This window comes from Conyzicola lurida, from assembly GCF_014204935.1.
Lineage (GTDB): Bacteria > Actinomycetota > Actinomycetes > Actinomycetales > Microbacteriaceae > Conyzicola > Conyzicola lurida.
The window spans coordinates 3370543-3394842 of the sequence record NZ_JACHMJ010000001.1 but is presented as its reverse complement, the minus strand read 5'-3'; the positions used below and the strand labels follow the sequence as shown (position 1 = coordinate 3394842).

Sequence of the window (24300 nt, the reverse complement as noted above, 5' to 3'; positions counted from 1 at the left end):
TTCATCGTCGTTCACTCCCGTTCCGCGATTTCGCCCCGTCGATCGCGACCGCGATCTCCGACTGCAGGGTATCCCAGGGCAGTTGATCAACGCCTGGCAGTGCCCGCACGACGACATCACGACCCTCGCCGGCGTCCGGCAGCAGCTCGCGCGCGATGGATCGGAGCCGGCGTCGCACCAGATTGCGCTGGACTGCCCCGCCCACGTTCTTCCCCACGATGAATCCGAACCGGGTGGGTGCTTCGGCTTCGGGCTTCGTCAGGTAGATCACCGCGTGCGGGCTGTAAACACGCTTGCCCCGGCGCACCGCCGATTTGAAATCGGCGGCACTCAGTACGCGGTTTTCCTTAGCGAGCACGGATGCCGCCAGGGAAGCCGATGGTCGGATCCGAGTCTGACGCGCACATCCGGGAACGACAGAAGCCCGCTCGTGCCCGTGTCGAACGATCACGCGTCTGAAAGACACGCGTCGTCGAGGAACGGGACACGGCGGGCTGCTGTGGAAAGTGCTACGCGGAAAGCTCGGTGCGACCCTTGCGGCGACGAGCGCCCAGGATCGCGCGACCGGCACGGGTGCGCATACGAAGACGGAAGCCGTGCACCTTGGCGCGCTTGCGTACGTTCGGCTGGAAAGTTCTCTTGCTCATAGTGGTATCTCCAAAGCCCAGCTCTGAAGGCCGGAAAGACGAGGTTTGGCCCGAAGGCAGAAGTCAACTGGTTAAAACTACGGCGTTAATCCGTCGGGGTCAAACCTGAGGTGGTAGTTCAAGGTTATCCACATCTGGATAACTTGGGGTTGGTGAGTGCACAGGGGTACGAACTAAGGTGTGAAGCTCAGCCATTCTTCGGGGCAGAACCGGTAAATCACCGACGCGCAGCGGTTAGCACATCAGTGGATAACTCTGTGAATAACTTTTTGATTGTAGGAAACACATTCGCATGGCGGAAACAGCTGACAGCACCACCGAGATATGGAAATCGGTTCTCACCAGACTCACGTCCGACGAGAGAATCACTCCGCAGCTCCTCGGTTTCATCAGCCTCGTCGAACCCAAGGGCGTTATGGCCGGCACCCTCTACCTAGAGGTACCGAACGAACTCACCCGCGGAATGCTCGAACAGCGCATCCGCCTTCCCCTGCTCAATGCCATCGCCGGACTGAGCGAAGACCAGGAAGTCACGAATTTCGCGATCGTGGTCAACCCCGACATCCAGCACGACTCTCTCGAGCAGGATGCACCGATGGGGGAGCAGGCCGCCTACATCGAGCCGGCGATGGTGCCGTCTCCCGCCGACTCGACTCCCGGCCGTCGCTCGGACTCGCGTCTCAACCCCAAGTACAACTTCGACAACTTCGTCATCGGCGGATCCAACCGGTTCGCGCATGCCGCGGCCGTCGCCGTGGCGGAAGCGCCGGCCAAGGCGTACAACCCCCTCTTCATCTACGGTGACTCGGGTCTGGGCAAGACCCACCTTCTGCACGCGATCGGCCACTATGCCGAAAGCCTCTATCCCGGCATCCGTGTTCGGTATGTCAGCTCGGAAGAATTCACCAACGACTTCATCAACTCGATCGCCAACAACAGGTCGAGCGTGTTCCAGTCGCGGTACCGCGAGATCGACATCCTGCTGATCGACGACATCCAGTTCCTCCAGGGGAAGGACTCCACACAGGAGGCCTTCTTCCACACCTTCAATACGCTGCACGACCACAACAAGCAGGTGGTCATCACCAGCGATCTGCCACCCAAAGCCCTCACCGGTTTCGAAGACCGCATGCGATCGCGTTTCGAGTGGGGCCTGATCACCGACGTGCAGGCGCCCGACCTCGAGACCCGCATCGCGATTCTGCGCAAGAAGGCGCAGAGCGAGAAGCTGCAGGTCGACAACGAGATCCTCGAGTACATGGCGTCGAAGGTCTCGTCGAACATCCGCGAGCTCGAGGGAACCCTCATCCGCGTCACCGCGTTTGCCAGCCTCAACCGCCAGCCGGTCGATCTGGCCCTGGTGCAGACGGTACTGAAGGACCTCATCACGCTCGACGACGACAATGTGATCGCGCCGGTCGACATCATCAACCACACCGCGGAGTACTTCAAGCTCACGGTCGACGACCTCTACGGCTCGTCGAGGTCGCAGGCCGTGGCGACCGCACGGCAGATCGCGATGTACCTCTGCCGCGAGATGACGAACCTGTCGCTGCCCAAGATCGGCCAGCTGTTCGGCAACCGCGACCACACCACGGTGATGTACGCGAACAAGAAGATCACCGAGCTGATGAAGGAACGACGCTCGATCTACAACCAGGTCACCGAGCTCACCAGCCGCATCAAGCAGAACCACCGCTTCGGCAAGAACTGAGCGTTGACGCGAAATCGCTAGTTTTCACACAGTATGAAATGCCTGTGGATAACTGTGGAAACTCGCCGGAAAGGATGTTGGCGAATTACACGTTTCTGTGGAAACTGCCGTGACAGGGTTTCGGAGTAGTGACAAAACTTGTCGGTTAATTCCACAGTCCCTCAACAACTCACACTCGTGTAGTTTCCAGTCGTGCCGCGGAATTCTTGTAGTTACTCACAGTTCGCACAGCGGTTAACACTGTTGTTCTTTTAAATTCCTATTGGTTAGCGAGAGATAACCTTGGGGTCCAGGCCGCATCCCGGCCGTTCGGCCTGTGCCAGTATTAACCGGCCACACCACCATCCACCAGTGACAGGGGTTACTCCGTGAAGTTCCAGGTAAATCGCGACGTCTTCAGTGAGGCAGTCTCGTTCGCCGTGAAGTTGCTTCCTCAGCGCACCACCCTGCCGATTCTGAGTGGAATCCTGATCGAAGCCGCCGAATCCGGGCTGACGCTGTCGTCGTTCGACTACGAGGTCTCGTCGCAGACCGAAATCGCCGCCGAGGTCACCGATCCCGGTCGCGTGCTCGTCTCGGGACGGCTCCTCGCCGACATCGCGAGCCGACTCCCGAACGCACCCGTCACCTTCGCCACCGAAGAGGGCCGCATCACGGTGTCCTGTGGTTCCGCGCACTTCACCCTCTTGAGCATGCCGGTCGAGGAATATCCGACCCTGCCCCAGGTGTCCGAGCAGTCCGGATTCCTGCCGGCCGAACTCTTCGCCAATGCGGTGTCGCAGGTCGCAGTTGCTGCTTCGCGCGACGACGTCACCCCGGTCATCACCGGCGTGCAGCTCGAGATCAGCGACAACAAGCTCTCGCTCATCGCCACCGACCGCTACCGCGTCGCGGTCCGCGAGATCGAGTGGACCGCCGACGAATCGGTCACCGACGTCATCACCGCGCTGGTACCCGCGCGCACCCTGCTCGAGATCGGCAAAACGTTCGGGCACAGCGGTTCGATCTCCGTGGCCATCACGTCGAGCGACGAGCGCGAGCTCATCGCGTTCCAGGCGGATAAGAAGACCGTGACGTCGTTGCTGATCAAGGGCAACTTCCCTCCGGTCAAGCGCCTCTTCCCCGAGGTCGTCGACAACTACGCCGTGATCAACACCGCCGAACTCATCGAAGCCGTGCGCCGCGTCTCGCTCGTGCTCGAGCGCGAGGCCGCCCTGCGTTTCTCGTTCTCCGTCGACGGACTCACGCTCGAGGCCATCGGCTCCGAGCAGGCCCAGGCATCCGAGACCATCGACGCGTTCCTCACCGGTGTCGACACCGTCGTCTCGCTCAAGCCGGCCTTCCTGCTCGACGGACTCGGCGCGGTGCATTCGGAGTTCGTGCGCATCTCGTTCACCAAGACCGACAACCCGAACAAGCCGGGACCCGTGCTCATTACGAGCCAGTCGTCCAAAGACCAGGCCGGCGCCGACAACTACAAGTACCTGCTGCAGCCGAACCTGCTGCTGCGCTGATCGTCGCGAAACAGCGATTTTCAGAACCAAATTTTTTTAACCCACACCACAACTCGTACAAAGGATTCGCTATGCATATTGGGCTCATTGGACTCGGCAAGATGGGCAACAACATGCGTGCTCGCCTCCGCAAGGGCGACATCGAGGTCACGGGCTACGACCCCAACCCCGCCGTGTCGGACGTCGCGAGCCTCGCCGACCTCGCCGCAGCACTTCCCGCCCCGCGCGTGGTCTGGGTGATGGTGCCGTCCGGCGCTATCACCACGAGCGTCATCACCGAGCTCTCCGCCGTACTGTCCGAAGGTGACCTGGTCATCGAGGGCGGCAACTCGCGCTTCACCGAGGACTTCAAGCACTCGGCACTGCTCGCCGAGAAGGGCATCAACTACGTCGACGCCGGTGTTTCCGGCGGCGTCTGGGGCCTCGAGAACGGCTATGGCCTCATGGTCGGCGGCAACGCGGCCGACGTGGAGCGCGCCATGCCGATCTTCGACGCACTCCGTCCGGAGGGACCGCGCGCCGAGGGCTTCGTGCACACCGGCGAAATCGGCGCGGGCCACTACGCCAAGATGGTGCACAACGGCATCGAGTACGCGCTCATGCAGGCATGGGCCGAGGGCTACGAGCTCCTCGACTCGCGCAAGGACATCATCAAGGACGTCACCGGCACCTTCGAGGCGTGGCAGCGGGGAACCGTCGTGCGTTCCTGGCTGCTCGAGCTCCTGGTCAAGGCGCTCAAGGAAGATCCGGAATTCAAGGAGATCGAGGGCTACGTCGAGGACTCGGGCGAGGGTCGTTGGACCGTCGAAGAGGCGCTCAACAACGCCGTCCCCGTCCCCACCATCAGCGCCGCGATCTTCGCGCGCTTCGTCTCACGCCAGGGTGACTCGCCCTCGATGAAGGCCGTCGCCGCACTCCGCAACCAGTTCGGTGGACACTCCGTCCGCAAGGCGGACTAAGTCCCACCCCGCCCGTGATCGTCACCCATCTCAACCTCACCGACTTTCGTAACTACGAAACCGTTGATGTTGGGATGGTGGCGGGCGCGAACGTCTTCGTCGGCAGCAACGGGCAGGGTAAGACCAACCTGGTCGAAGCGCTCGGCTACCTGAGCACGCTCGGCTCGCATCGCGTATCGAGCGACCACGCGATGATCCGGGCGGGTCAGGATGCCGCGATCGTGCGTGCCCGGCTCGAAAACGGTGAGCGGCAGGTACTGGCCGAGGTGCAGATCAACCGCACCGGCGCCAACCGCGCGCAGATCAACCGCTCGGCGATCAAGACCCGCGACCTGCCGCGGTACTTCTCGAGCATCCTGTTCGCGCCGGAAGACCTCGCCCTCGTGCGCGGCGAACCCTCGGGTCGCCGCCGGTTTATGGACGAGCTGCTCGTGCAACGCAATCCCCGCCTCGGCGGGGTGATGGTCGACTACGAGCGCGTGCTCAAACAGCGCAACTCTCTGCTCAAGTCGGCCCGGGCGTCCGGTCTGCGCGAAAACCAACTATCTACGCTCGAGATCTGGGACGAACGGCTCGTCGAGTTCGGCTCCGAGATCATCCAGGCCCGCAGCGCGCTGATCGCGGACCTGCTTCCCGAGGTCACCCGGGCGTACGCGGCGATCGCCGGCGCCGACCACCACGCCTCGATGGCCAGCTACCTCAGCATCCTCGCCAACGACACGAGCGACGAGGCCACGATCGAGCAGTCGGCGGTGCGTGCAGGGGCGCTCGAACGTGAAGAAATCGCAAAAAATTTTCGCGCGGCGCTCGCACGCCTTCGGCGCGGAGAGGTCGACCGGGGCATCACCCTCGCGGGACCCCACCGCGACGACCTCATGCTCGAGCTCAACGATCTGCCCGCTCGCGGGTATGCGAGCCACGGCGAATCGTGGTCGTTCGCGCTCTCGCTGAAACTCGCCGCCGCCGCGGTACTCCGCCGCGAATCGGTGATGGGCGACCCCGTCCTGATCCTCGACGACGTGTTCGCCGAGCTCGACGAATCCCGACGCGGTCGTCTGGCCAGCGCCATCCATGGTTTCGAACAGGTCTTGATCACCGCGGCCGTGCTCGACGACGTGCCCGACGCCCTCGCCGGCCATATCGTCCGGATCAAGTCCGGACGTATCGTGGAAGCAGAACCCACAACCGACGGCGAGGAGTCATGACGAAACCCCCCGATCGCGAGAACGACGAGGCCCGCGCGGTCTACCTGAGGTTCCGCAGCCTGTTCGGAACCGGCACGTTCAAGTCGAACGACGCCAAAAAGCGTGAGAAGCGGGTGGATGGCGCGAGCGTGCCGTTCGGCGCCGGCCGCGACCCGCTCGGCCTGTCCGAGGCGATCGCGGGCCTCACCAGCACGATGGGCTGGACGTCCCCGCTCGCCCAGTCGGAGCTCATCGCCGCGTGGGTCGACATCGCCGGTTCCGAGACCGCCGAGCACTCCACGCCGACCGGCATCGAGGACGGCGTGTTGACCGTGCAGTGCGATTCGACGGCCTGGGCGACGCAGCTGCGGCTGATGCGTACCCAGATCACGACGCACATCGCGCTGCGGTACCCGGATGCGAAGATCCAGTCGGTGCGCTTTGAAGGGCCGAACGCCCCGTCGTGGAAACGCGGCCCCAGATCAATTCCAGGCCGTGGCCCACGCGATACCTACGGCTAACTAGGCAAAACTGGTCACCCTCGCAGAATAAGAGGCGCAGGAGGGCTGCCAGCCCCCGTCGCGAGAGTTCGTTTGGTAGACTTAAGAGGCCGTCGAGTGCGTCCCACACCGGGACCATAAACTCGGATGGCGTGATCAACAGACGCGGCAGGAGCACAATTTCAGATGGCGACGATTCCCGGTGAAAACCAGAACGACGACGGCCAAGCAGAACCGCAAATCTCACCGGATGCGATCGAACCATCAGATGCACCTGTTTCTTCGGACGCGCCCGCATCTTCGGACGCACCGGCTGTTTCGGACGCACTGACCAGCAGCGCGAACGACGAGAGCTACGGCGCGGATCAGATCCAGATCCTCGAGGGCCTCGAAGCCGTGCGCAAGCGTCCCGGTATGTACATCGGATCGACCGGTCCCCGCGGCCTCCACCACCTCGTCTACGAGGTCGTCGACAACTCCGTCGACGAGGCACTCGCCGGCCACTGCGATCTGATCACCGTCACGATGCTCAAGGACGGCGGCATCCGAACGCGCGACAACGGCCGCGGCATCCCGGTCGACATCAACAAGCAGGAGCAGAAGTCCACCGTCGAGGTCGTTATGACGATCCTCCACGCCGGCGGAAAATTCGGCGGCGGCGGTTACTCGGTCTCGGGCGGACTGCACGGCGTCGGTATCTCCGTGGTGAACGCGCTCTCAAGCCGCGTCGACACCGAGGTCCGCCGCCAGGGCCACGTCTGGCGCATGAGCTTCGTCAACGGTGTACCCACCGCGCCGCTGGTCAAGGGCGAGGCGACCGACGAGACCGGGACCCAGCAGACCTTCTGGCCGAGCGCCGAGACGTTCGAGACCGTCGAGTTCGACTACGAGACCCTCCGCGCGCGCTTCCAGCAGATGGCGTTCCTCAACAAGGGACTGCGCATCACGCTCATCGACGAGCGTGGCGAAGAAGAGGTCGTCGAGAGCTACATGTACGAGAAGGGTCTCGTCGACTACGTCGAGTACCTGAACAAGGCGAAGAAGGCCGAGCTCATCCACCCCGACGTGATCGCGTTCGAGTCGGAAGACCACGACCGCAAGATCTCGCTCGAGGTCGCGATGCAGTGGACCAGCGCGTACACCGAGAGCGTGCACACCTACGCCAACACGATCAACACCCACGAGGGCGGTACCCACGAAGAGGGCTTCCGCGCCGCGCTGACGACGCTCGTCAACCGGTACGCGCGTGAGAAGGGCATCATCAAGGAGAAGGACGAGAACCTCTCCGGCGACGATGTGCGCGAGGGGCTCACCGCGGTCATCTCGGTCAAGCTCGCCGAACCGCAGTTCGAGGGCCAGACCAAGACCAAGCTCGGCAACACCGAGGCGAAGGCGTTCGTGCAGCGCGTGGCCGGCCAGCAGCTCGGCGACTGGTTCGACCGCAACCCCACGCAGGCGCGCGACGTGATCCGCAAGGCGATCCAGGCGTCGCAGGCGCGGCTCGCCGCCCGCAAGGCGCGCGAGCAGACCCGCCGTAAGGGACTCCTCGAGTCGGGCGGCATGCCCGGCAAGCTGCGCGACTGCTCCTCAAAGGACCCCTCGCTCAGCGAGATCTACATCGTGGAGGGCGACTCGGCCGGCGGTTCCGCCGTGCAGGGCCGCGACCCGCAGTTCCAGGCGATCCTGCCCTTGCGCGGCAAGATCCTCAACGTGGAGAAGGCGCGCCTCGACCGCGCGCTCGGCAACGCCGAGGTCCAGGCCATGATCACCGCGTTCGGCGCGGGCATCGGCGAGGACTTCGACCCCGAAAAGGTGCGCTACCACAAGATCGTGCTGATGGCCGATGCCGACGTCGACGGCCAGCACATCACCACCCTGCTGCTCACGCTGCTCTTCCGCTACATGCGCCCGCTGATCGACCACGGCTATGTGTACCTCGCCCAGCCGCCGCTCTACCGCCTCAAGTGGACCAACGCCGAGCACCAGTTCGTGTACAGCGACCGCGAACGCGACGGAATGCTCGAGGTCGGCCTCGCCGCCGGCAAGCGCATCCCGAAGGAGAACGGCATCCAGCGCTACAAGGGTCTCGGCGAGATGGACTACAGCGAGCTGTGGGAGACCACGATGGACCCCGCCACCCGCACACTGCTGCAGGTGACTCTGGATGACGCGGCCGCCGCCGACGAGATCTTCTCCACTCTCATGGGAGAAGACGTCGAATCGCGACGGAACTTCATCCAGCGCAACGCCAAAGACGTGCGCTTCCTCGACATCTAGAACAAATCATCGCTGGTCGAGCTTGTCGAGACCTCGCCAGCGTGTAGCGACGTGAGATTTCGACAGGCTCAATCCGCGAAATGACTGGAATTTTTGAATCATGGCTGACGTAACAGAACCCACAGACGGCACCGGCGCCGACGAACCCACCTTCGAGAACGCGGTCGTCGACACGCGTCACGACAAGGTCGATCAGGTCGACCTGCAGCTCGAGATGCAGCGCTCGTACCTCGACTACGCGATGAGCGTCATCGTCGGGCGCGCTCTGCCCGAGGTGCGCGACGGCCTCAAGCCCGTGCACCGCCGCGTGATCTACGCGATGTACGACGGCGGCTACCGTCCCGACAAGGGCTTCAACAAGTGCACCCGCGTCGTCGGCGAGGTCATGGGCCAGTTCCATCCGCACGGCGACTCGTCGATCTACGACGCACTCGTGCGACTCGTGCAGCCGTGGAGCCTCCGTTACCCGCTCGCGCTCGGCCAAGGCAACTTCGGTTCCGCCGGCAACGACGGCGCGGCCGCCCCTCGGTACACCGAGACCAAGATGGCCCCGCTCGCCATGGAGATGGTGCGCGACATCGACGAGGAGACCGTCGACTTCGTCCCCAACTACGACGGAAAGACGCAGGAGCCCGTTGTGCTCCCCGCGCGCTTCCCGAACCTGCTGGTCAACGGCTCGGTCGGTATCGCCGTCGGTATGGCCACGAACATCCCGCCGCACAACCTGCGCGAGGTCGCTTCCGGCGCCCTCTGGGCTCTCGAGAACCCCGAGGCGCCCCGCGAGGAGCTGCTCGAGGCGCTGATGCAGCGCATCAAGGGACCGGACTTCCCGACCGGCGCGCAGATCCTCGGCGTCAAGGGCATCCAGGACGCGTACCGCACGGGCCGCGGCTCCATCACGATGCGCGCCGTGGTCAACGTCGAAGAGCTCCAGGGCCGCACCTGCCTCGTCGTCACCGAACTGCCGTACCAGGTCAACCCCGACAACCTCGCGCTGAAGATCGCCGAGCTCGTCAAGGAAGGCAAGATCGCCGGCATCGCCGACATCCGCGACGAGACCTCCGGCCGCACCGGCCAGCGCCTCGTGATCGTGCTCAAGCGCGACGCCGTGGCCAAGGTCGTGCTGAACAACCTCTACAAGCACACCCAACTGCAGGACAACTTCGGCGCGAACATGCTCGCGATCGTCGACGGCATTCCGCGCACCCTGCCGATCGACGGCTTCATCACGCACTGGATCGACCACCAGGTCGACGTCATCGTCCGCCGCACCACCTTCCGCCTCAAGAAGGCCGAAGAGCGCATGCACATCCTGCGCGCCTACCTCAAGGCGCTCGACGCCCTGGACGAGGTCATCGCCCTCATCCGCCGCAGCGCCGACACCGAGACCGCCCGCGATGGACTGATGGAACTGCTCACCATCGACGAGCTGCAGGCACGCGCCATCCTCGACATGCAGCTTCGCCGCCTGGCCGCCCTCGAACGACAGAAGATCGTCGACGAGGCCGCCGAGTGGGAAGCCAAGATCGCGGAGTACCACCACATCCTCGCGACGCCGGCCCGCCAGCGCGAGATCGTCAGCGAGGAGCTCACCGAGCTCGTCGCCCGCTTCGGCGACGATCGCCGCACCGAGATCATGTTCGGCTTCGACGGCGACATGAGCATGGAAGACCTCATCCCCGAAGAGGAGATGGTGGTCACCGTGACCCGCGGCGGCTACGTCAAGCGCACCCGCAGCGACAACTACCGCAGCCAGCACCGCGGCGGCAAGGGCGTCAAGGGCGCCCAATTGCGGGCGGATGACGTCGTGGAGCACTTCTTCGTCACGACGACGCACCACTGGCTGCTGTTCTTCACCAACACGGGCCGCGTCTACCGCGCGAAGGCGTACGAGCTGCAGGAGGCCGGGCGCGACGCCAAGGGCCAGCACGTCGCCAACCTGCTCGCGCTGCAGCCGGGTGAAGAGATCGCCCAGATCCTCGACATCCCCGACTACGCGGCCGCGAAGTACCTCGTGCTCGCCACCCGCCGCGGCCTCGTCAAGAAGACCGCACTGAGCGAGTACGACACCAACCGTTCCGGCGGCATCATCGCGATCAACCTGCGCGACGAAGACGAACTGGTCTCGGCCATGCTCGTCGACGACCACCAGGACGTGCTGCTCGTCTCGCACAAGGGCATGTCGATCCGCTTCACCGCTTCCGACTCGGCGCTGCGCCCCATGGGCCGCTCCACCTCCGGTGTGAAGGGCATGGACTTCCGCGAGGGAGACGAACTGCTCTCCGCAAGCGTCGTCACCGACGCCGGCTACGTGTTCGTGGTGACCGAGGGCGGCTTCGCCAAGCGCACCTCCACCGACGAGTACCGCGTGCAGGGCCGTGGCGGCCTCGGCATCAAGGTGGCGAAGCTGCAGGACGCCCGGGGCGATCTCGCGGGCGCACTGATCGTCTCCGACGACGACGAGGTGCTTGTGGTTCTTGCCAGCGGCAAGGTGGTACGCTCCTCCGTGGCCGAGGTTCCCGCCAAGGGCAGGGACACAATGGGCGTCGTTTTCGCCCGTTTCGCCGAGGATGACAGAATTATCGCGCTTGCGAAGAACAGCGAACGCAACCTAGTTAATCAGGATGGCGAGGCTCCGGCGGGAGAAATCACCGCGGAACCCGTTGTCACTGGAGAGGACGAGTCAGTAGATGAGTAGCGTCGCCGAAAAGCTGCAGCGCAAGTCGCAGCGCCCCGTAGCAACCAAGCAGGTCCGCCTGAAGCTCGTCTACATCGACTTCTGGTCGACGGTCAAGCTGTCCTTCCTCGTGGCGGTGTCGCTCGGCATCGTGCTCGTCGTGGCGACGATTCTGATCTACCTCGTGCTGCAGTCGACCAACATCTTCTCGACGCTGGACGCGACGCTCTCCGAGATTCTCGGCGACGACAACTTCAGCATCACCGACACGTTCAACCTGGCCCAGGTCTCCCTGTTCGCCGTCGTCGTGGCGATCCTCAACATCATCGTGGGTACCGCGCTCGGCGCGATCACGAGCGTGCTGTACAACTTCAGCGTGCGCATCACCGGAGGATTGCTCGTCGGTTTCACCAATAACTAAGCCCGCCCGGGCACTTCGGTGCTCGATTGGGTATCTTGGCGCAGGTGCGGTACTCTCGTATCTGCCCGCGGGGGTATAGCTCAGTTGGTTAGAGCGCTTCACTGATAATGAAGAGGTCCCAGGTTCAAATCCCGGTATCCCCACCAAGCACGTTGACAGCGTGTCTTCCCGCAAGGGGCCTTAGCTCAATTGGTAGAGCGCCTGCTTTGCAAGCAGGAGGTCAGGAGTTCGATTCTCCTAGGCTCCACAGGTTCTTCTTCTCGGCCGACGTCTTCGAGCGTCGGTCTTTTCGTTTCTCGGGGCCACGGCGCAGGCTCAACCCGCTGGGGGTTAACGAACGAGAGCCCGCCGAAGCGGGCTCTCGTCGGTACAGCGGGTGTGACTAGGCGCCTACGGCGTCTGCGGCGACGGTGTCGCCCGACGTGTCGGTCTCGTCGTCGATCCAGAGGTCGTCGTCCGCGCGGAGCGTCTGCCACACGGCGTAGCCGACTCCGGCGACAGCCACGACGGCGAGGCCGATGAGGATGTACTTGCCGGGGCCGCTGCTCTTCTTGGGCTGGACCACGCCGACCTTCGTGCCGAACTGGGTCGCGTTCTTCGCCACGTTCTTACCGAACTTGTCGGCCGTCTTCGAGAGCTTGTCCGCACCCTTCGAGACGCGCTTGGTGACCTCGTCGGCGTTCTTCGAGAAGTGCTTGACGGCATCCCGAACCTGGGGGTTCTTGGCGGCCTCGAGAACGGCGATAGCCGATGCGAGAGCAGACGAGACGGCGGGAAGCACGTCGTCGACGATCTTGTCCTTGGTGTGGGTGGCGACCGACCGGGTGGCGGTGACTCCCGAGTTGACGACGGGCTGGAGTTTCGCCTCGTACGTGTCCTTGACGCGCGGGCTTACCTCTTCGCGCGCGTAGTTTGCGGCCTGGTGGCCGGCTTCCTTCACAACGCCGCTGGCGTGCTCCAGTACATCCTTCTGGCTCTGCAACAATTCCTCGGCCTGCTTCTTCAGGCGAGTGAATTCTCGCTGCCGCTTCCGTGACAGTCCCATTGAAAAAACCTCCGTCGGTGTTGTGCAGCGAACACTTTCAATCTTGTCACGCCACTCTACCGAGCGAAACGGCTAGGACTGGGAGCGGGCTGTGCACTAACGGACAATCGAGAGTGGCGCTATGTAAGAATTAGCACCATGTCTTTGCATACAGCTGTTGCTACCATCACGACCAACCTCGGCGTCATCAAGGTGAACCTCCTCGGTAACCACGCCCCCAAGACCGTCGACAACTTCGTCGGCCTTGCGACCGGTACCAAGGAGTGGACGCACCCCGCCACGGGCAAGGTCTCGACCGACAAGCTCTACGACGGTGTCATCTTCCACCGCATCATCAAGCAGTTCATGCTCCAGGGCGGCGACCCGCTCGGCCAGGGCATCGGCGGCCCCGGCTACGAGTTCGACGACGAGATCCACCCCGAGCTCAACTTCAACGAGCCCTATGTCCTCGCCATGGCGAACGCCGGCACGCGCGGCGGCAAGGGAACCAACGGTTCGCAGTTCTTCATCACGACGGTTCCGACCCAGTGGCTGCAGGGCAAGCACACCATCTTCGGCCTCGTCGCCGACGACGAGTCGAAGCGCGTCGTCGACGCGATCGAGGCCGTCCCGACGAACTCCGGCGACAAGCCCCTCAGTGACGTCGTCATTGAGAGCATCACCGTCGACCAGGCGTAGTCCGACCAGTGACGGATACCGCCCGGAATCCGGACAACTTCTGCTACCGGCATCCTGACCGGCAGAGTTTCATCCTCTGCCAGCGGTGCGGGCGCACAGTCTGTTCGGAATGCCAGACGCAGGCTGCTGTCGGGGTGCACTGCCCCGAGTGTGTGAGGGAGGCGCGACAGAGCGCCCCCCGCACGAAGCCGGCCGCCGTCACGCGGATCCGTTCGTCGCTTCGGCCCACCAGCGGTGTGGCGGTGGTGTCGTACACCCTCATCGGTATCAACGTGCTGCTCTACCTGCTCGAGTGGGTAACGCAGGGCGTCGTCTACCAGGCGTTGGCGTACTACCCGCCGTTCACCGCTGTGGAGCCGTGGCGGATGATCACGTCGGCCTTCCTGCACTCGCCGACGTCGATTCTGCACATCCTGTTCAACATGTACTCGCTGTTCATCTTCGGACCGATCATCGAGAATCTCGTCGGACGCTGGCGCTTCCTCGCGCTCTACCTGCTGGCCGCGTTCGGCGGCTCGGTCGCCGTGCTGCTGCTCGCCCCCGGCGCGGTCGTCGTGGGAGCCTCGGGTGCCATCTTCGGGCTGCTCGGAGCGTTTTTCGTGATCCAGCGCCGTCTCGGCGGGAACAACATGCAGCTGGTCATCGTGATCGGCCTCAACCTGGTCATCGGCTTCGTCGTGCCGAACGTCGCCTGGCAGGCGCACCTCGGCGGCCTGATCGTCGGCGCCGGCGTCGCAGCCGTCTACCTGGCCACTCGCAGACCCCGGCAGAAGGGCGCACAGATCGCCGCCGTCGCCGGTATCGCCGTGGCTCTCGTCGCCGTCACGATCGCCGCGGTAACCCTCTAAGAAAGTTATCCACACGCTGTGGGTAACCCTCTTAGTAAGTTGTGAATGACCCCCGGTAACCGGCATTGACGGTCATATGGCGCTTCAGTCGTAACCCGCAATGAGAGTTATCCACATGCGGCGCGTAACCGGCTTAGAAAGTTATCCACAATGCTGTCCACAGTGGGGATAATTACAGCGGTGTAGTTAGCCTTCTGGACCGCGGATGCCGCGATGGACCACGATCGTGCCGGGCGACTCAGCGCCCCGGAGGTGAACAGCCAGAGGTGAAGAAATCAGCGCCAGCGGGTCGTCATGAGGAAGCCGACGAACATGATGCCGAAGCCGACCAGGATGTTGCCGGAGCCGAGGTCGGGGATGGGCAGCTGAGTGGCGCCGCTGACGTAGAAGACGATGATCCAGATCAGGCCGATCAGCATAAATCCGAACATGATCGGCTTGAACCACACCGGGTTCGGGGCCTGCTCGCCGGGGCGTGCCTCGACGGGGCGGTCGGACTTGGTTCGTTCACTGCGGGCCATGGCGAAAATCTTATCCTGAAACGGGTACCGAACGTTGTGAGACCCCTTGACACCCCGGCAGTGGCGCCGGGACTGGCCCGTAGAATCGACCCATGAGCGAGATCGAGGGGGCGGGGGCCGACGCGCCGTTGCTGCGCCCTCGCCGCCGACGTCGCCGCCTGAGCGTGATCGGCGTCCTCGGCGAATTGCTCATGACCGCAGGCGTGTTGGTCCTGCTGTTCCTCGGCTGGCAGGTCTGGCTCAACGACATCATCGTCGGGGCGGAGCAGACCTCGGCCGCGAACGAGCTGGCCGAGCAGTGGGAGAGCTCTCCGGCGACCGAGCCGGCCGCGACATCCACCCCCTCGCCCACGGCGACGGCAGACCCGGCGGCGACGCCCGTCCCGGACCCGACGGCGACCGGCGCTCCCGGCTCCGCAGCCGAGCCCGTCGTCCTCGCGACGCCCGACCCCGCGGAGAGTTTCGCGAACATCATCGTGCCGCGGTTCGGCGCCGACTACCGCCGCTCGATTGCCCAGGGCGTCGGCGGCGACGTGATCAACGACCGTAAGGCCGGCGTCGGCCACTACCCCGACACCCAGATGCCCGGCGAGGTGGGAAACTTCGCCGTCGCGGCGCACCGCACCACCTACGGTGCACCGTTCCACGACATCAACACCCTGGTCGTCGGCGACAGCATCTTCGTCGAGACCCAGGACGGCTGGTACAAATACGTCTACCGCGGCACCGAGTACGTGCGACCCACGGGAGTCGGGGTGCTCGACGAGGTACCGCAGATGGCCGGCATGGCGTCGACGGACCGCATCATCACGATGACCAGCTGCCACCCGTATTATTCTGCGGCCGAGCGGATCATCGCGTACGGTGTTTTCGACAGCTGGTATCCCCGTGCAGACGGGCCGCCGGCCGAAATCGCGACACTCGTAAAGGCCGGAGGCAACTGATGTACGCAGCCCTCTGGCGCTTGCTGCCCGGTCCGCTCTGGCTGCGGATCGTGCTCGCCGTCGTACTCGTCGCCGCGATCCTCGCGGCGCTGGTGGTGTGGGTCTTCCCCGCCGTCAACGAACTCTTTGTCCCCCCGGAAGTGACTGTAGGCGAATGACCAGAATCCTCGTGATCGACAACTACGACAGCTTCGTCTACACGTTGAACGGGTACCTGCTGCAGCTGGGCGCCGAGACCGACGTCGTACGCAACGATGCCTTCAGTGTGGATGACGCGGCCGGCTACATTGCCGACTACGACGCCGTGCTGCTCTCACCGGGCCCCGGAACACCGGCGGCCGCGGGGGTCTCGATCCCGATTGTGAAGGCCGTGATGGAGACCGGGCAGCCGCTCTTCGGCGTGTGCCTCGGACATCAGGCGATCGCCGAGGCCATGGGCGCGACCGTGACCCACGCCGACGAGCTGATGCACGGCAAGACCTCCCTCATCGAGCACGACGACAGCGGCTTCTACGACGGAGTGCCGCAGCCGTTCCGCGCGACGCGGTACCACTCGCTGGCGATCGTCGACGACACGGTGCCGAGCGAGCTCGTGGTGACCTCGCGCACGGCGGGCGGCGTCATCATGGGCGTGCGTCACACCGAGCTGCCGATCTTCGGCGTGCAGTTCCACCCGGAGTCCGTGCTCACCGAGGGCGGCTACCGCATGGTGGGCAACTGGCTCGCCACAGCCGGACTGCCGGAGGCCGCCGAAGCCGCCAAGGGACTCACACCCCTGGTGACGCTGGCCTGATCGCCGGCCGACCGGATCTTACGGGCGGGCGCAGTTGCGCAGCGTGATGGTGCTCTTCTGCGGCTGGTCGCCGACGATCGACTGGCCCGAGATCGAGTTGCCGCTGCAGCCGTAGTCGGACTCGTACTGAACGGTCAGCTGCAGAGCCTCGAGAGTCGGTTGTGCGGCGGCGATGGTCTGCCGGGTCACGTCGGGGACGTTCACCATGCCGTTGGAGATGACCAGAGTGACGGCGGTGCCCTCGGGGAGCTCGGTGCCGGGCGCGGGGTCGGCGGAGATGACCGCGCCCTTCGCGACGGTGGGCGAGTAGTCCTGGGTGGACGAGCCGACGGTGAGTCCGGCGGCCACGAGCGCCGCCGCGGCGTCGGACTCGGCGACGCCGACGATCGCCGGGACGCCGATCGCCCGCGCGCCGCTCGAGACGTAGACGGTGATGTCCTGGTCGGGAGCCACGGTGACGCCGGACTCGGGATCGGTGCGGATGACCACCCCGGCCGCGAAGTCGCTGCTGGGTTCGTCGATGCGCGACGGGACGAGCTTGCCGTCGGTCAGCAAGGCCGCTCCTTCTTCGTAGCTCTTGCCCACGATGTCGGGAACGGAGATCGCCACGTTCTGCGTGTAGCTCGTGGAAGTCGACGTGATGTCGTGCACCCAGACTCCGAGCGCGACGATCATCACGACGAGCACGGTGATGCCGCCCCAGATCCAGGCGACGGGAGGCCGGCTCTGCGTGCGCGGGATGCGGTCGTTCTGGTCGACGTTCAGCTGTCGGAACGTGGCCTCGGGCCCGGTGGACGAGTTCGGGTTGACCCCGAACAGTGTGGAGTTGAATTCGCCCGCGTGGGCGGTCTTCTTGACGGGGATCGCGCCCGCTGCCGCGGTCTCGGCGTCGATACGGAACTCGCCGGCGGTCTGGAAGCGCTCGAAGCGGTCCTTCGCCATGGCGCGCAGCACGACGGCGTCGAGGGCGGGCGAGACCCGCGGGGTCCACGCGCTCGGCGGCAGGGGCTGCTGGTTGACGTGCTGGTACGCGACCGCGACCGGGTTCTCGCCGATGAACGGTGCGCGCCCGGTGAGCATCTCGAAGAGCACGATGCCGGTGGAGTAGAGGTCGGTGCGCGCGTCGACCGCTTCGCCGCGGGCCTGCTCGGGGGAGAAGTACTGGGCGGTGCCGACGATGGTGCTGGTCTCGGCGATGCTCGCCGACGAGTCGGAGATGGCGCGGGCGATGCCGAAGTCCATGACCTTCACGCCGCCGTTGGCGGTCACCATGATGTTGCCGGGCTTCACGTCGCGGTGGACGACGCCGGCACGGTGCGAGTACTCGAGCGCGGTGAGCACCTGCGAGATGATGCGCACGGCTTCGGCGGGGTCGATCGGGCCCTCGGCGATGAGGTCCTTGAGCAGACGGCCGTCGACGAACTCCATGATGATGAACGGCAGCTGGATCTCGGCGCCGGTCTCGTCGGTGATCGTCTCCTCGCCCGCGTCGAAGATGCGCACGATGGTGGGGTGTGCCATCTTCGCGGCCTCCTGCGCCTCGCGGCGGAAGCGGCTGCGGAAGGCGGGTTCGGTCGCGAGGGTCGGCTTGAGCAGCTTGATCGCGACGCGGCGGCCCAGGCGGGAGTCGGTTCCGACGTGGACGTCGGCCATGCCGCCGCGTCCGAGAAGGTCGCCAACCTGGTACCTGCCGGCAAGCAGGCGCACGCTCTGAGCAACGCCTTCTGTCACGAACAATCTCCCGTTGTGGATTCGCAGAATTTCCTTGCCAGTGTACCCGGTGGCCGGTGGCGAGTCTGGGCTACTCGGTGACCGCGATCGAGAACGCGGGCGATACCGGCGACTGCAGCTCGCCGCACGAGACCATGTAGCTGACGGTCGCCGGGGTGCCGGCGGTGCCGAGGCGGATGGTGAGGCTCGTCGCGTCGGGGCCGAGAACGGGGTTCGCGGAACTGCTCACCGTGGCGTTGGTCAGCGTGAAGCTGTACCCGGTGAGCGTGAACCCGGAGGGGCAGCCGGCGTAGGTCGACCACTGTACGGTCGCGGTCTCGCCGGACACGCCCGTGGCGTCGCCGGTGACGGCGGACGGCTGCGGCGCGGTCGGGACCGCGGTGTAGAAGGTGACCGAGATCATCTGGTTGGGCTCGACCGGGCCGGTGGGGCTGACCGCGTAGGAGAGACCGACCTGCGTGCTGTCGGGGGCCGGGTCACCCGGCACCTCCGTCATCCTCAGACCGAGGCCTTCGATGTTGCGGCGGGCGGTCTCGACACTGATGCCGAGGAAGTCGTCCTCGTTGATCACGATGGCGTCCACCGTCGGCGTCGGCGACGGCGTCGGCGATGCTGAGGGGGTCGCCGACGGCGTCGGGCTGGCCGACTGGCTCACGGTCGGGGTCGGCGTGGCCTCTTCGTCGGCGGGAGGCAGCACGAGGGCCACGATGACGACGACGAGGATGACGGCGAGGACCGAGACGATCGCGATGAGGGGCCACAGCCACGGGTTACGCCTCTGCGGCTCTTCCTCGGCCGGTGCCGCGGTCGCGGCGGTCGGCGGGCTGAGCAGTTGCGTGGCCATGGCCGTGTTCTGGCCGTAGTTGGCTCCGGCGGTGGCAGCGAGCGAGCCCGCGCCGAGGATGCCTGGAACGGCCTGGGCCGCGGCGCTGATGTCGCCACGGCGCAGCGCTTGCGCCGCGCGGGCGAGGTGGGCTGCCGACGAGGGACGGTCGGCGGGGTTCTTGGCGATGCAGGCGTAGACGAGGTTGCGAACCGGCTCCGAGATGGTGATCGGGAGCTCGGGCGGGGTCTCGTTGATCTGCGCCATCGCGATCGCGACCTGCGATTCTCCCGTGAACGGCCGGCGGCCGGCGAGGGACTCGTACGCGACGATGCCCAGCGAGTAGATATCGGTGGTCGGCGATGCCGAGCGGCCGCTCGCCTGTTCGGGCGAGAGGTACTGCACGGTGCCCATGACCTGGCCGGTCGCGGTGAGCGGCACCTGGTCGGCGATGCGGGCGATGCCGAAGTCGGTGATCTTTACGCGGCCGTCGGGGGTGATCAGCAGGTTGCCCGGCTTGATGTCGCGGTGCACGAGGCCGGCGGCGTGGGCGGCGGAGAGCGCGTTGGCGGTCTGCGCGACGATGTCGAGCACGCGGTCGGTGGAGAGCACCCGTTCGCGCTCGAGGATGGCGCTGAGCGCCTCTCCGGGGACCAGCTCCATCACGAGGTAGGCGCTGCCGTCCTCCTCGCCGTAGTCGAAGACGTTGGCGATGCCCTCGTGATTGACGAGTGCCGCGTGTCGGGCTTCCGCACGGAAGCGCTCGAGGAAACCGGGATCCCCGAGGTATTCGTCCTTGAGGATCTTGATCGCGACGGTACGCCCGATCACGAGGTCTGTCGCTTGCCAGACCTCTCCCATTCCGCCAATCGCAACGCGACTGGAAAGTTGGTATCTGCCCCCGAAGGTGAGGCCACTGGTGGGTCTCATTTGTTTAGCACCGCCTCTAGTACGTTTTTTGCAATTGGAGCTGCGACTGAATTTCCGAAACCGGACTGGCCGCGACCGCCGCCGTTCTCGACCACGACTGCGACGACCACCTCGGGGTCCGCTGCGGGAGCAAATCCGGTGAACCAGAGGGTGTACGGCTCGCCTGTGCCGTTCTCCGCCGTGCCGGTCTTGCCGGCCACGTCGACTCCGCTAATTCTCGCATTACTGGCAACCCCGTTCGATACGCCGTTGACCATCATCTCTGTCAAAGTCTGGGCCGTTCCGCTCGTCATCGGGGTGTTCAACACGGTGGGCTGGAGCTCTTCACGCACGGTCAGGTCAGGCGCGAGGACGCTCTCGATCAGCGTCGGCTGCATGAGCACGCCGTCGTTCGCGATAGCTGCGCTGACCATGGCGATCTGGAGGGGTGTGACCCGCACGCTCGCCTGCCCGAACGCGGAGAGCATGGTCTGGGCGTCGCTCTCGGTCTCGGGGTAGACGCTGGGGGTGGTGGCCATCGGGATGTCGATGCTCGAGCCGAAGCCGAACTCGGCCGCCTTCTTCTCGATCGCGTCGTAGCCGAGCGAGGCGCCGAGCTGGGCGAACGGGATGTTGCACGAGAGGCGCAGGGCGGTGGCGATCGTGACGGTCTCGGTGCCGCCGCAGGTGCCGCCCTCGGAGTTGGTGATGACCGAGCTGGTGCCGGGCAGGGTGAACGTGACCGGGTTCGGGAACTCGGTATCGGGCGTGTACTTGCCGCTGTCGATCGCCGCGGCCGCGACGACGAGCTTGAACACCGAGCCGGGCGTGTAGAGGTCGCCGGCGATGGCGCGGTTGTACAGCGGATTGGCCGGGTCGTCGATGAGCGCGTCGTACGCATTCAGCACCTCGGTGGTGTCGTGCACGGCGAGCAGGTTGGGGTCGTACGACGCCTTCGAGACCATCGCGATGATGGCGCCGGTCTTCGGGTTGAGCGCGACGACCGATCCCGCATTGTCGCCGAGGGAGTCCCACGCCACCTGCTGCACGACCGGGTCGAGGGTGAGTTCGACAGCGTCGCCCTTGGGCGACTGTCCGGTGAGGATGCGGTTCACCTGGTCGAAGAACTGCGCGTTCGACGTGCCGCTGAGGTAGTCGTTGAGCGCGCCCTCGACGCCGGTGTTGCCCTGGTTGAGGGTGAAGTACCCGGTCGCGGCGGCGTAGAGCGGGCCGTTGGCGTAGACGCGCAGGTAGGAGAAGTTGTCGTCGACCGCGACCGACTCGGCGATCGGGACGCCGTCGACGAGGATCGGGCCGCGCTGGGCGGAGAAGCTGTCGTAGAGCGTGCGCACGTTGCGGGAGTCGACACGGAGATCGTCGGCAGCGACGACCTGGATGACGCTGCTCGACGCGAACAGGGCGACGAACATGAGCAGCACGACGATGCTGATGCGCTTGAGTTCTTTGTTCACTGCTCAATCACCACTCTCGGTTGGTGGCGAACGGTGTCGGAGAGGCGCAGGAGGAGCGCGGCGATGATCCAGTTGGCGACGAGAGACGAACCGCCGGCCGCGAGGAACGGCGTGGTCAGACCGGTCAGCGGGATCACCCGGGTGACGCCGCCGACGACGATGAACACCTGGAGGGCGATGACGAAGGCGAGACCGATCCCGAGGAGGCGGCCGAAGTCGTCCTGCCCGGCGAAGCCGATGCGGAACCCGCGGGAGACGAAGAGCAGGTAGAGCGCGAGGATCGCGAACAGCCCGATCAGGCCGAGCTCTTCGCCGAGGCTGGCGATGATGTAGTCGCTCTCGGCGAGGGGCACGATGTTGGGGCGGCCCTGGCCGAGGCCGGTGCCGATGAGGCCGCCGTTGGCGAGGCCGAAGAGGCCCTGCACCAGCTGGTAGCTGCCGCCGGTCTGGGCGTAGATGTCGGGGTTGAACGCGTCGAGCCAGGCGGCGAATCGGCCGTTGACGTAGCTCAGCGTCTGGCTGGCGACGAGGGCGCCGCCGAAGAACAGGGTGAGGCCGAGGATGATCCAGCTGGCGCGGCCGGTCGCGACGTAGATCATGACGAGGAACAGGCCGAAGTACAGCAGCGAGGTGCCGAGGTCGCGCTGGAAGATGAGCACGCCCATCGAGGCGACGAACACGATGAGGATCGGGCCGAGGTCGCGGGCGCGCGGGAAGGTCATGCCCAGCACCTTGGTGCCGACCATCGAGAGCGAGTCGCGGGCGCTGACCAGGTAGCCGGCGAAGAATATCGCCAGGGCGATCTTGCCGAGCTCGCCGGGCTGGAAGCTGAACGGGCCGATGTCGATCCAGATGCGTGCGCCGAACTTCTCCGACCCGATGAACGGGAGCAGCGGGAGCAGGAGCAGGGCGATGCCGGTGAACATCGCGACGAAGCGGTAGCGCTGCAGCACGCGGTGGTTGCGCACGACGATGATGACGGTGATCGCGAGGGCGATGGCGATCGCGGTCCAGACGATCTGGCGTACGCCCGCCGCCTCCCAGCCGCTGAGGTTTTTGGCGATGTCGATGCGGTAGATCATGGCGACGCCGATGCCGTTGAGCACCGTGACGATCGGCAGGATGAACGGGTCGGCGTCGGGTGCCACGACCCGCATCGTGAAGTGGAAGGCGAACACCAGGACGGTGAGACCGAGGGTGAGCGTGAGGACGGTCGAGTCGACGGCCTCGAGGGCGCCGAGCTGCACGAGGTAGATCGCGGCGGCGTTGATGCCGCTCGCGATCACCAGCAGCAGGAACTCGAGATTGCGCAGCTTGGCGGGCACCCGCAGTTTGAGGCGGATGTTGCCAGTGAACGTGGCGTTCTGCGCGGCGGCGGGAGTGGTCACCGCGTCGGGGAGGCTATTGGTCGCTGACATTGGACAGCTGCTCCACGATGCGCTCGGCATCGCTGAGGTCGGAGGCGTTGATCGTGGCTTCGACGGTGGAGCGCGAGTAATCCGGCAGGTCGTCGATGTCGATCGTGGTGGTGCGGTAGACGGAGGAGAGGCTGATCGGCCCGACGCCCTGCTGCACGCCGCGGAAGATCGCCACGTTGCCCTGGTTCGAGCCGACGTAGAACCGCGTCTGCGTCCACTGGTAGGCCGCGACGGTGCCGCCGACGACGGCGACCACGACGAGGATGAGGCCGACGAGCCAGGTGATGCGGCGGCGTTTCGCGCGGCGGCGGTCTTCGAGGATGAGCTCGTCGAGGTAGCCGTCCGACTCGGGCTCGAAGTGGCTGTCGTCGGGCTTGGTCACCTTGAGCGGGTGCAGCAGCAGCGCGGGCAGGCGCAGCGGCTTCTTCGCCACGTCGCCGTCGAACACGAGCGGGCTGGCGGCGGAACCGACGGTGACCGGCGGCACGTGCGCCGAGACGCCCGACTCGTCGATGTCGACCAGCACCACGGTGACGTTGTCGGGGGCGCCCTGGTCGAGCGCGTCTTTCACGAGACGGTCGGCCGCGGCCTGCGCCTCGGTGTTCGCCATCAGGGTGTGCAGGATCTTGTCGTGCGAGACGTAGCTCGAGAGACCGTCGGAGCAGAGCAGCCAGCGGTCGCCCGGCTGGGTCGCCATGATCGAGGTGTCGATCTCGGGCGTCGCGTCGACGTCGCCGAGAACGCGCATCAGCACGGAGCGACGCGGGTGGACCGCAGCCTCTTCCTCGGTGATGCGGCCGCTGTCGACGAGGCGCTGCACGAAGGTGTGGTCCGCGGTGACCTGGCTGAGCTCGCCGTCGCGCAGCAGGTAGATGCGCGAGTCGCCGATGTGGGCGATGACGACCTGGCCGTTGACCAGCATCAGGCCGCTGACGGTGGTGCCCATGCCGGTGAGTTCGGAGTGGTCGAACACGGTCCCGGCCAGCTGCGCATTCGCCGCGGTGAGCGCGGTATGCAGCGCGAACTCGGCGTCGGTGCCCGAGGTGTAGTGGTGGTCGGTCTCGATGATGCGCTTCACCGCGATCGCGGAGGCGACGTCGCCGCCCGCGTGGCCGCCCATGCCGTCGGCAACGACAAACAGGAACTCGCCGGCATAGCCGCTGTCCTGATTGTTCGCGCGGATCTTCCCTACGTGGGAGACCGCGGCGCTGTTGCCGGGAGCCAC

General features: G+C 65.4%; 22 protein-coding genes and 2 tRNA genes. 15 read left to right on the top strand and 9 right to left on the bottom strand.

What is annotated here, in order from left to right; all coding sequences use genetic code 11:
- Position 1: 1 nt before the first annotated feature.
- Positions 2-358: a ribonuclease P protein component gene (gene rnpA, locus HD599_RS16515; protein ID WP_184239626.1), complete on the bottom strand. Its 357-nt coding sequence runs from the start codon at positions 356-358 to the stop codon at positions 2-4.
- 151 nt (positions 359-509) lie between these two features.
- The gene (rpmH, locus tag HD599_RS16510) at positions 510-647 is read right to left on the bottom strand and encodes a 50S ribosomal protein L34 (protein ID WP_184239624.1); all 138 of its coding nucleotides are present in this window, start codon (positions 645-647) and stop codon (positions 510-512) included.
- Positions 648-939: 292 nt separating this feature from the next.
- On the opposite strand from rpmH, the gene dnaA reads away from it, so the two are divergent.
- The 10 genes from dnaA (at position 940) to HD599_RS16460 (ending at position 12140) form a co-directional block, all read left to right on the top strand.
- Complete coding sequence (gene dnaA / locus HD599_RS16505; RefSeq protein ID WP_184239621.1) at positions 940-2361, top strand: chromosomal replication initiator protein DnaA; 1422 nt, start codon at positions 940-942, stop codon at positions 2359-2361.
- Positions 2362-2729: 368 nt separating this feature from the next.
- Complete coding sequence (gene dnaN / locus HD599_RS16500) at positions 2730-3875, top strand: DNA polymerase III subunit beta (protein ID WP_184239619.1); 1146 nt, start codon at positions 2730-2732, stop codon at positions 3873-3875.
- A 71-nt stretch (positions 3876-3946) separates the two neighbouring features.
- Positions 3947-4834: a phosphogluconate dehydrogenase (NAD(+)-dependent, decarboxylating) gene (gnd, locus tag HD599_RS16495; protein WP_184239617.1), complete on the top strand. Its 888-nt coding sequence runs from the start codon at positions 3947-3949 to the stop codon at positions 4832-4834.
- Positions 4835-4848: 14 nt separating this feature from the next.
- Positions 4849-6039, top strand: coding sequence for a DNA replication/repair protein RecF (gene recF / locus HD599_RS16490; RefSeq protein ID WP_184239615.1), 1191 nt, complete (start codon positions 4849-4851; stop codon positions 6037-6039).
- Positions 6036-6539, top strand: coding sequence for a DciA family protein (locus HD599_RS16485; protein ID WP_184239613.1), 504 nt, complete (start codon positions 6036-6038; stop codon positions 6537-6539). Before recF ends, HD599_RS16485 begins: the two co-directional genes overlap by 4 nt.
- A 165-nt stretch (positions 6540-6704) precedes the next feature.
- Positions 6705-8795: a DNA topoisomerase (ATP-hydrolyzing) subunit B gene (gene gyrB, locus HD599_RS16480; RefSeq protein WP_246376215.1), complete on the top strand. Its 2091-nt coding sequence runs from the start codon at positions 6705-6707 to the stop codon at positions 8793-8795.
- A gap of 100 nt (positions 8796-8895) precedes the next feature.
- Positions 8896-11493: a DNA gyrase subunit A gene (gene gyrA / locus HD599_RS16475; protein WP_184239611.1), complete on the top strand. Its 2598-nt coding sequence runs from the start codon at positions 8896-8898 to the stop codon at positions 11491-11493.
- Entirely contained in the window at positions 11486-11893 is a 408-nt protein-coding gene (locus HD599_RS16470; protein WP_184239609.1) for a DUF3566 domain-containing protein, read from the top strand. The genes gyrA and HD599_RS16470 overlap by 8 nt, the downstream gene beginning before the upstream one ends.
- A gap of 69 nt (positions 11894-11962) precedes the next feature.
- Positions 11963-12039 (top strand) — tRNA-Ile (locus HD599_RS16465).
- A gap of 28 nt (positions 12040-12067) precedes the next feature.
- Positions 12068-12140, top strand: a tRNA-Ala gene (locus tag HD599_RS16460).
- A 135-nt stretch (positions 12141-12275) separates the two neighbouring features.
- Here the strand turns inward: HD599_RS16460 and HD599_RS16455 are convergent.
- Positions 12276-12938, bottom strand: coding sequence for a hypothetical protein (locus HD599_RS16455; protein WP_184239607.1), 663 nt, complete (start codon positions 12936-12938; stop codon positions 12276-12278).
- Positions 12939-13076: 138 nt separating this feature from the next.
- On the opposite strand from HD599_RS16455, the gene HD599_RS16450 reads away from it, so the two are divergent.
- The gene (locus HD599_RS16450) at positions 13077-13616 is read left to right on the top strand and encodes a peptidylprolyl isomerase (protein ID WP_184239605.1); all 540 of its coding nucleotides are present in this window, start codon (positions 13077-13079) and stop codon (positions 13614-13616) included.
- A gap of 242 nt (positions 13617-13858) precedes the next feature.
- Positions 13859-14464 carry a rhomboid family intramembrane serine protease gene (locus HD599_RS16445; protein WP_343062122.1) on the top strand — a complete coding sequence of 202 codons (606 nt, stop codon included), beginning with the start codon at positions 13859-13861 and terminating at the stop codon, positions 14462-14464.
- A 275-nt stretch (positions 14465-14739) separates the two neighbouring features.
- On the opposite strand, the gene HD599_RS16440 is transcribed toward HD599_RS16445, so the two are convergent.
- A complete protein-coding gene (locus HD599_RS16440; RefSeq protein ID WP_184239601.1) occupies positions 14740-14985 on the bottom strand; it encodes a cell division protein CrgA in 246 nt (81 codons plus the stop codon).
- Positions 14986-15077: 92 nt separating this feature from the next.
- Between HD599_RS16440 and HD599_RS16435 the strand changes: the two genes are divergently transcribed.
- Genes HD599_RS16435 through HD599_RS16425 form a run of 3 tightly spaced genes read left to right on the top strand, consistent with a single transcriptional unit; the run spans position 15078 to position 16722 of the window.
- Entirely contained in the window at positions 15078-15929 is an 852-nt protein-coding gene (locus HD599_RS16435; protein WP_184239599.1) for a class E sortase, read from the top strand.
- On the top strand, positions 15929-16087 hold the full coding sequence (locus HD599_RS16430) for a hypothetical protein (protein WP_184239597.1): 159 nt from the start codon (positions 15929-15931) through the stop codon (positions 16085-16087). Before HD599_RS16435 ends, HD599_RS16430 begins: the two co-directional genes overlap by 1 nt.
- A complete protein-coding gene (locus tag HD599_RS16425; protein ID WP_184239594.1) occupies positions 16084-16722 on the top strand; it encodes an anthranilate synthase component II in 639 nt (212 codons plus the stop codon). The genes HD599_RS16430 and HD599_RS16425 overlap by 4 nt, the downstream gene beginning before the upstream one ends.
- A gap of 18 nt (positions 16723-16740) precedes the next feature.
- Here the strand turns inward: HD599_RS16425 and pknB are convergent, their stop codons facing one another.
- The 5 genes from pknB to HD599_RS16400 all read right to left on the bottom strand — a co-directional run bounded on the left by pknB (position 16741) and on the right by HD599_RS16400 (position 24300).
- Positions 16741-18453: a Stk1 family PASTA domain-containing Ser/Thr kinase gene (gene pknB, locus HD599_RS16420; protein WP_184239592.1), complete on the bottom strand. Its 1713-nt coding sequence runs from the start codon at positions 18451-18453 to the stop codon at positions 16741-16743.
- A gap of 70 nt (positions 18454-18523) precedes the next feature.
- Positions 18524-20206 (bottom strand): serine/threonine-protein kinase, encoded by a 1683-nt coding sequence (locus tag HD599_RS16415; RefSeq protein ID WP_184239590.1) that lies wholly within the window; start codon positions 20204-20206, stop codon positions 18524-18526.
- Positions 20203-21657 (bottom strand): penicillin-binding transpeptidase domain-containing protein, encoded by a 1455-nt coding sequence (locus HD599_RS16410; protein WP_184239588.1) that lies wholly within the window; start codon positions 21655-21657, stop codon positions 20203-20205. The genes HD599_RS16415 and HD599_RS16410 overlap by 4 nt, the downstream gene beginning before the upstream one ends.
- Entirely contained in the window at positions 21654-23075 is a 1422-nt protein-coding gene (locus tag HD599_RS16405; RefSeq protein ID WP_184239585.1) for an FtsW/RodA/SpoVE family cell cycle protein, read from the bottom strand. Before HD599_RS16405 ends, HD599_RS16410 begins: the two co-directional genes overlap by 4 nt.
- Complete coding sequence (locus HD599_RS16400; RefSeq protein ID WP_184239583.1) at positions 23059-24300, bottom strand: Stp1/IreP family PP2C-type Ser/Thr phosphatase; 1242 nt, start codon at positions 24298-24300, stop codon at positions 23059-23061. Before HD599_RS16400 ends, HD599_RS16405 begins: the two co-directional genes overlap by 17 nt.

Bases quoted from the DNA above. Each gene is read 5' to 3' on its own strand.
- HD599_RS16455 (WP_184239607.1), bottom strand. From the start codon at position 12,938: ATGGGACTGTCACGGAAGCGGCAGCGAGAATTCACTCGCCTGAAGAAG.
- gyrB (WP_246376215.1), top strand. From the start codon at position 6,705: ATGGCGACGATTCCCGGTGAAAACCAGAACGACGACGGCCAAGCAGAA.
- HD599_RS16405 (WP_184239585.1), bottom strand. From the start codon at position 23,075: ATGTCAGCGACCAATAGCCTCCCCGACGCGGTGACCACTCCCGCCGCC.
- HD599_RS16435 (WP_184239599.1), top strand. From the start codon at position 15,078: ATGAGCGAGATCGAGGGGGCGGGGGCCGACGCGCCGTTGCTGCGCCCT.
- HD599_RS16450 (WP_184239605.1), top strand. From the start codon at position 13,077: ATGTCTTTGCATACAGCTGTTGCTACCATCACGACCAACCTCGGCGTC.
- gyrA (WP_184239611.1), top strand. From the start codon at position 8,896: ATGGCTGACGTAACAGAACCCACAGACGGCACCGGCGCCGACGAACCC.
- gnd (WP_184239617.1), top strand. From the start codon at position 3,947: ATGCATATTGGGCTCATTGGACTCGGCAAGATGGGCAACAACATGCGT.
- HD599_RS16425 (WP_184239594.1), top strand. From the start codon at position 16,084: ATGACCAGAATCCTCGTGATCGACAACTACGACAGCTTCGTCTACACG.
- HD599_RS16485 (WP_184239613.1), top strand. From the start codon at position 6,036: ATGACGAAACCCCCCGATCGCGAGAACGACGAGGCCCGCGCGGTCTAC.
- HD599_RS16430 (WP_184239597.1), top strand. From the start codon at position 15,929: ATGTACGCAGCCCTCTGGCGCTTGCTGCCCGGTCCGCTCTGGCTGCGG.
- HD599_RS16415 (WP_184239590.1), bottom strand. From the start codon at position 20,206: ATGAGACCCACCAGTGGCCTCACCTTCGGGGGCAGATACCAACTTTCC.
- HD599_RS16440 (WP_184239601.1), bottom strand. From the start codon at position 14,985: ATGGCCCGCAGTGAACGAACCAAGTCCGACCGCCCCGTCGAGGCACGC.
- dnaA (WP_184239621.1), top strand. From the start codon at position 940: ATGGCGGAAACAGCTGACAGCACCACCGAGATATGGAAATCGGTTCTC.
- HD599_RS16470 (WP_184239609.1), top strand. From the start codon at position 11,486: ATGAGTAGCGTCGCCGAAAAGCTGCAGCGCAAGTCGCAGCGCCCCGTA.
- rpmH (WP_184239624.1), bottom strand. From the start codon at position 647: ATGAGCAAGAGAACTTTCCAGCCGAACGTACGCAAGCGCGCCAAGGTG.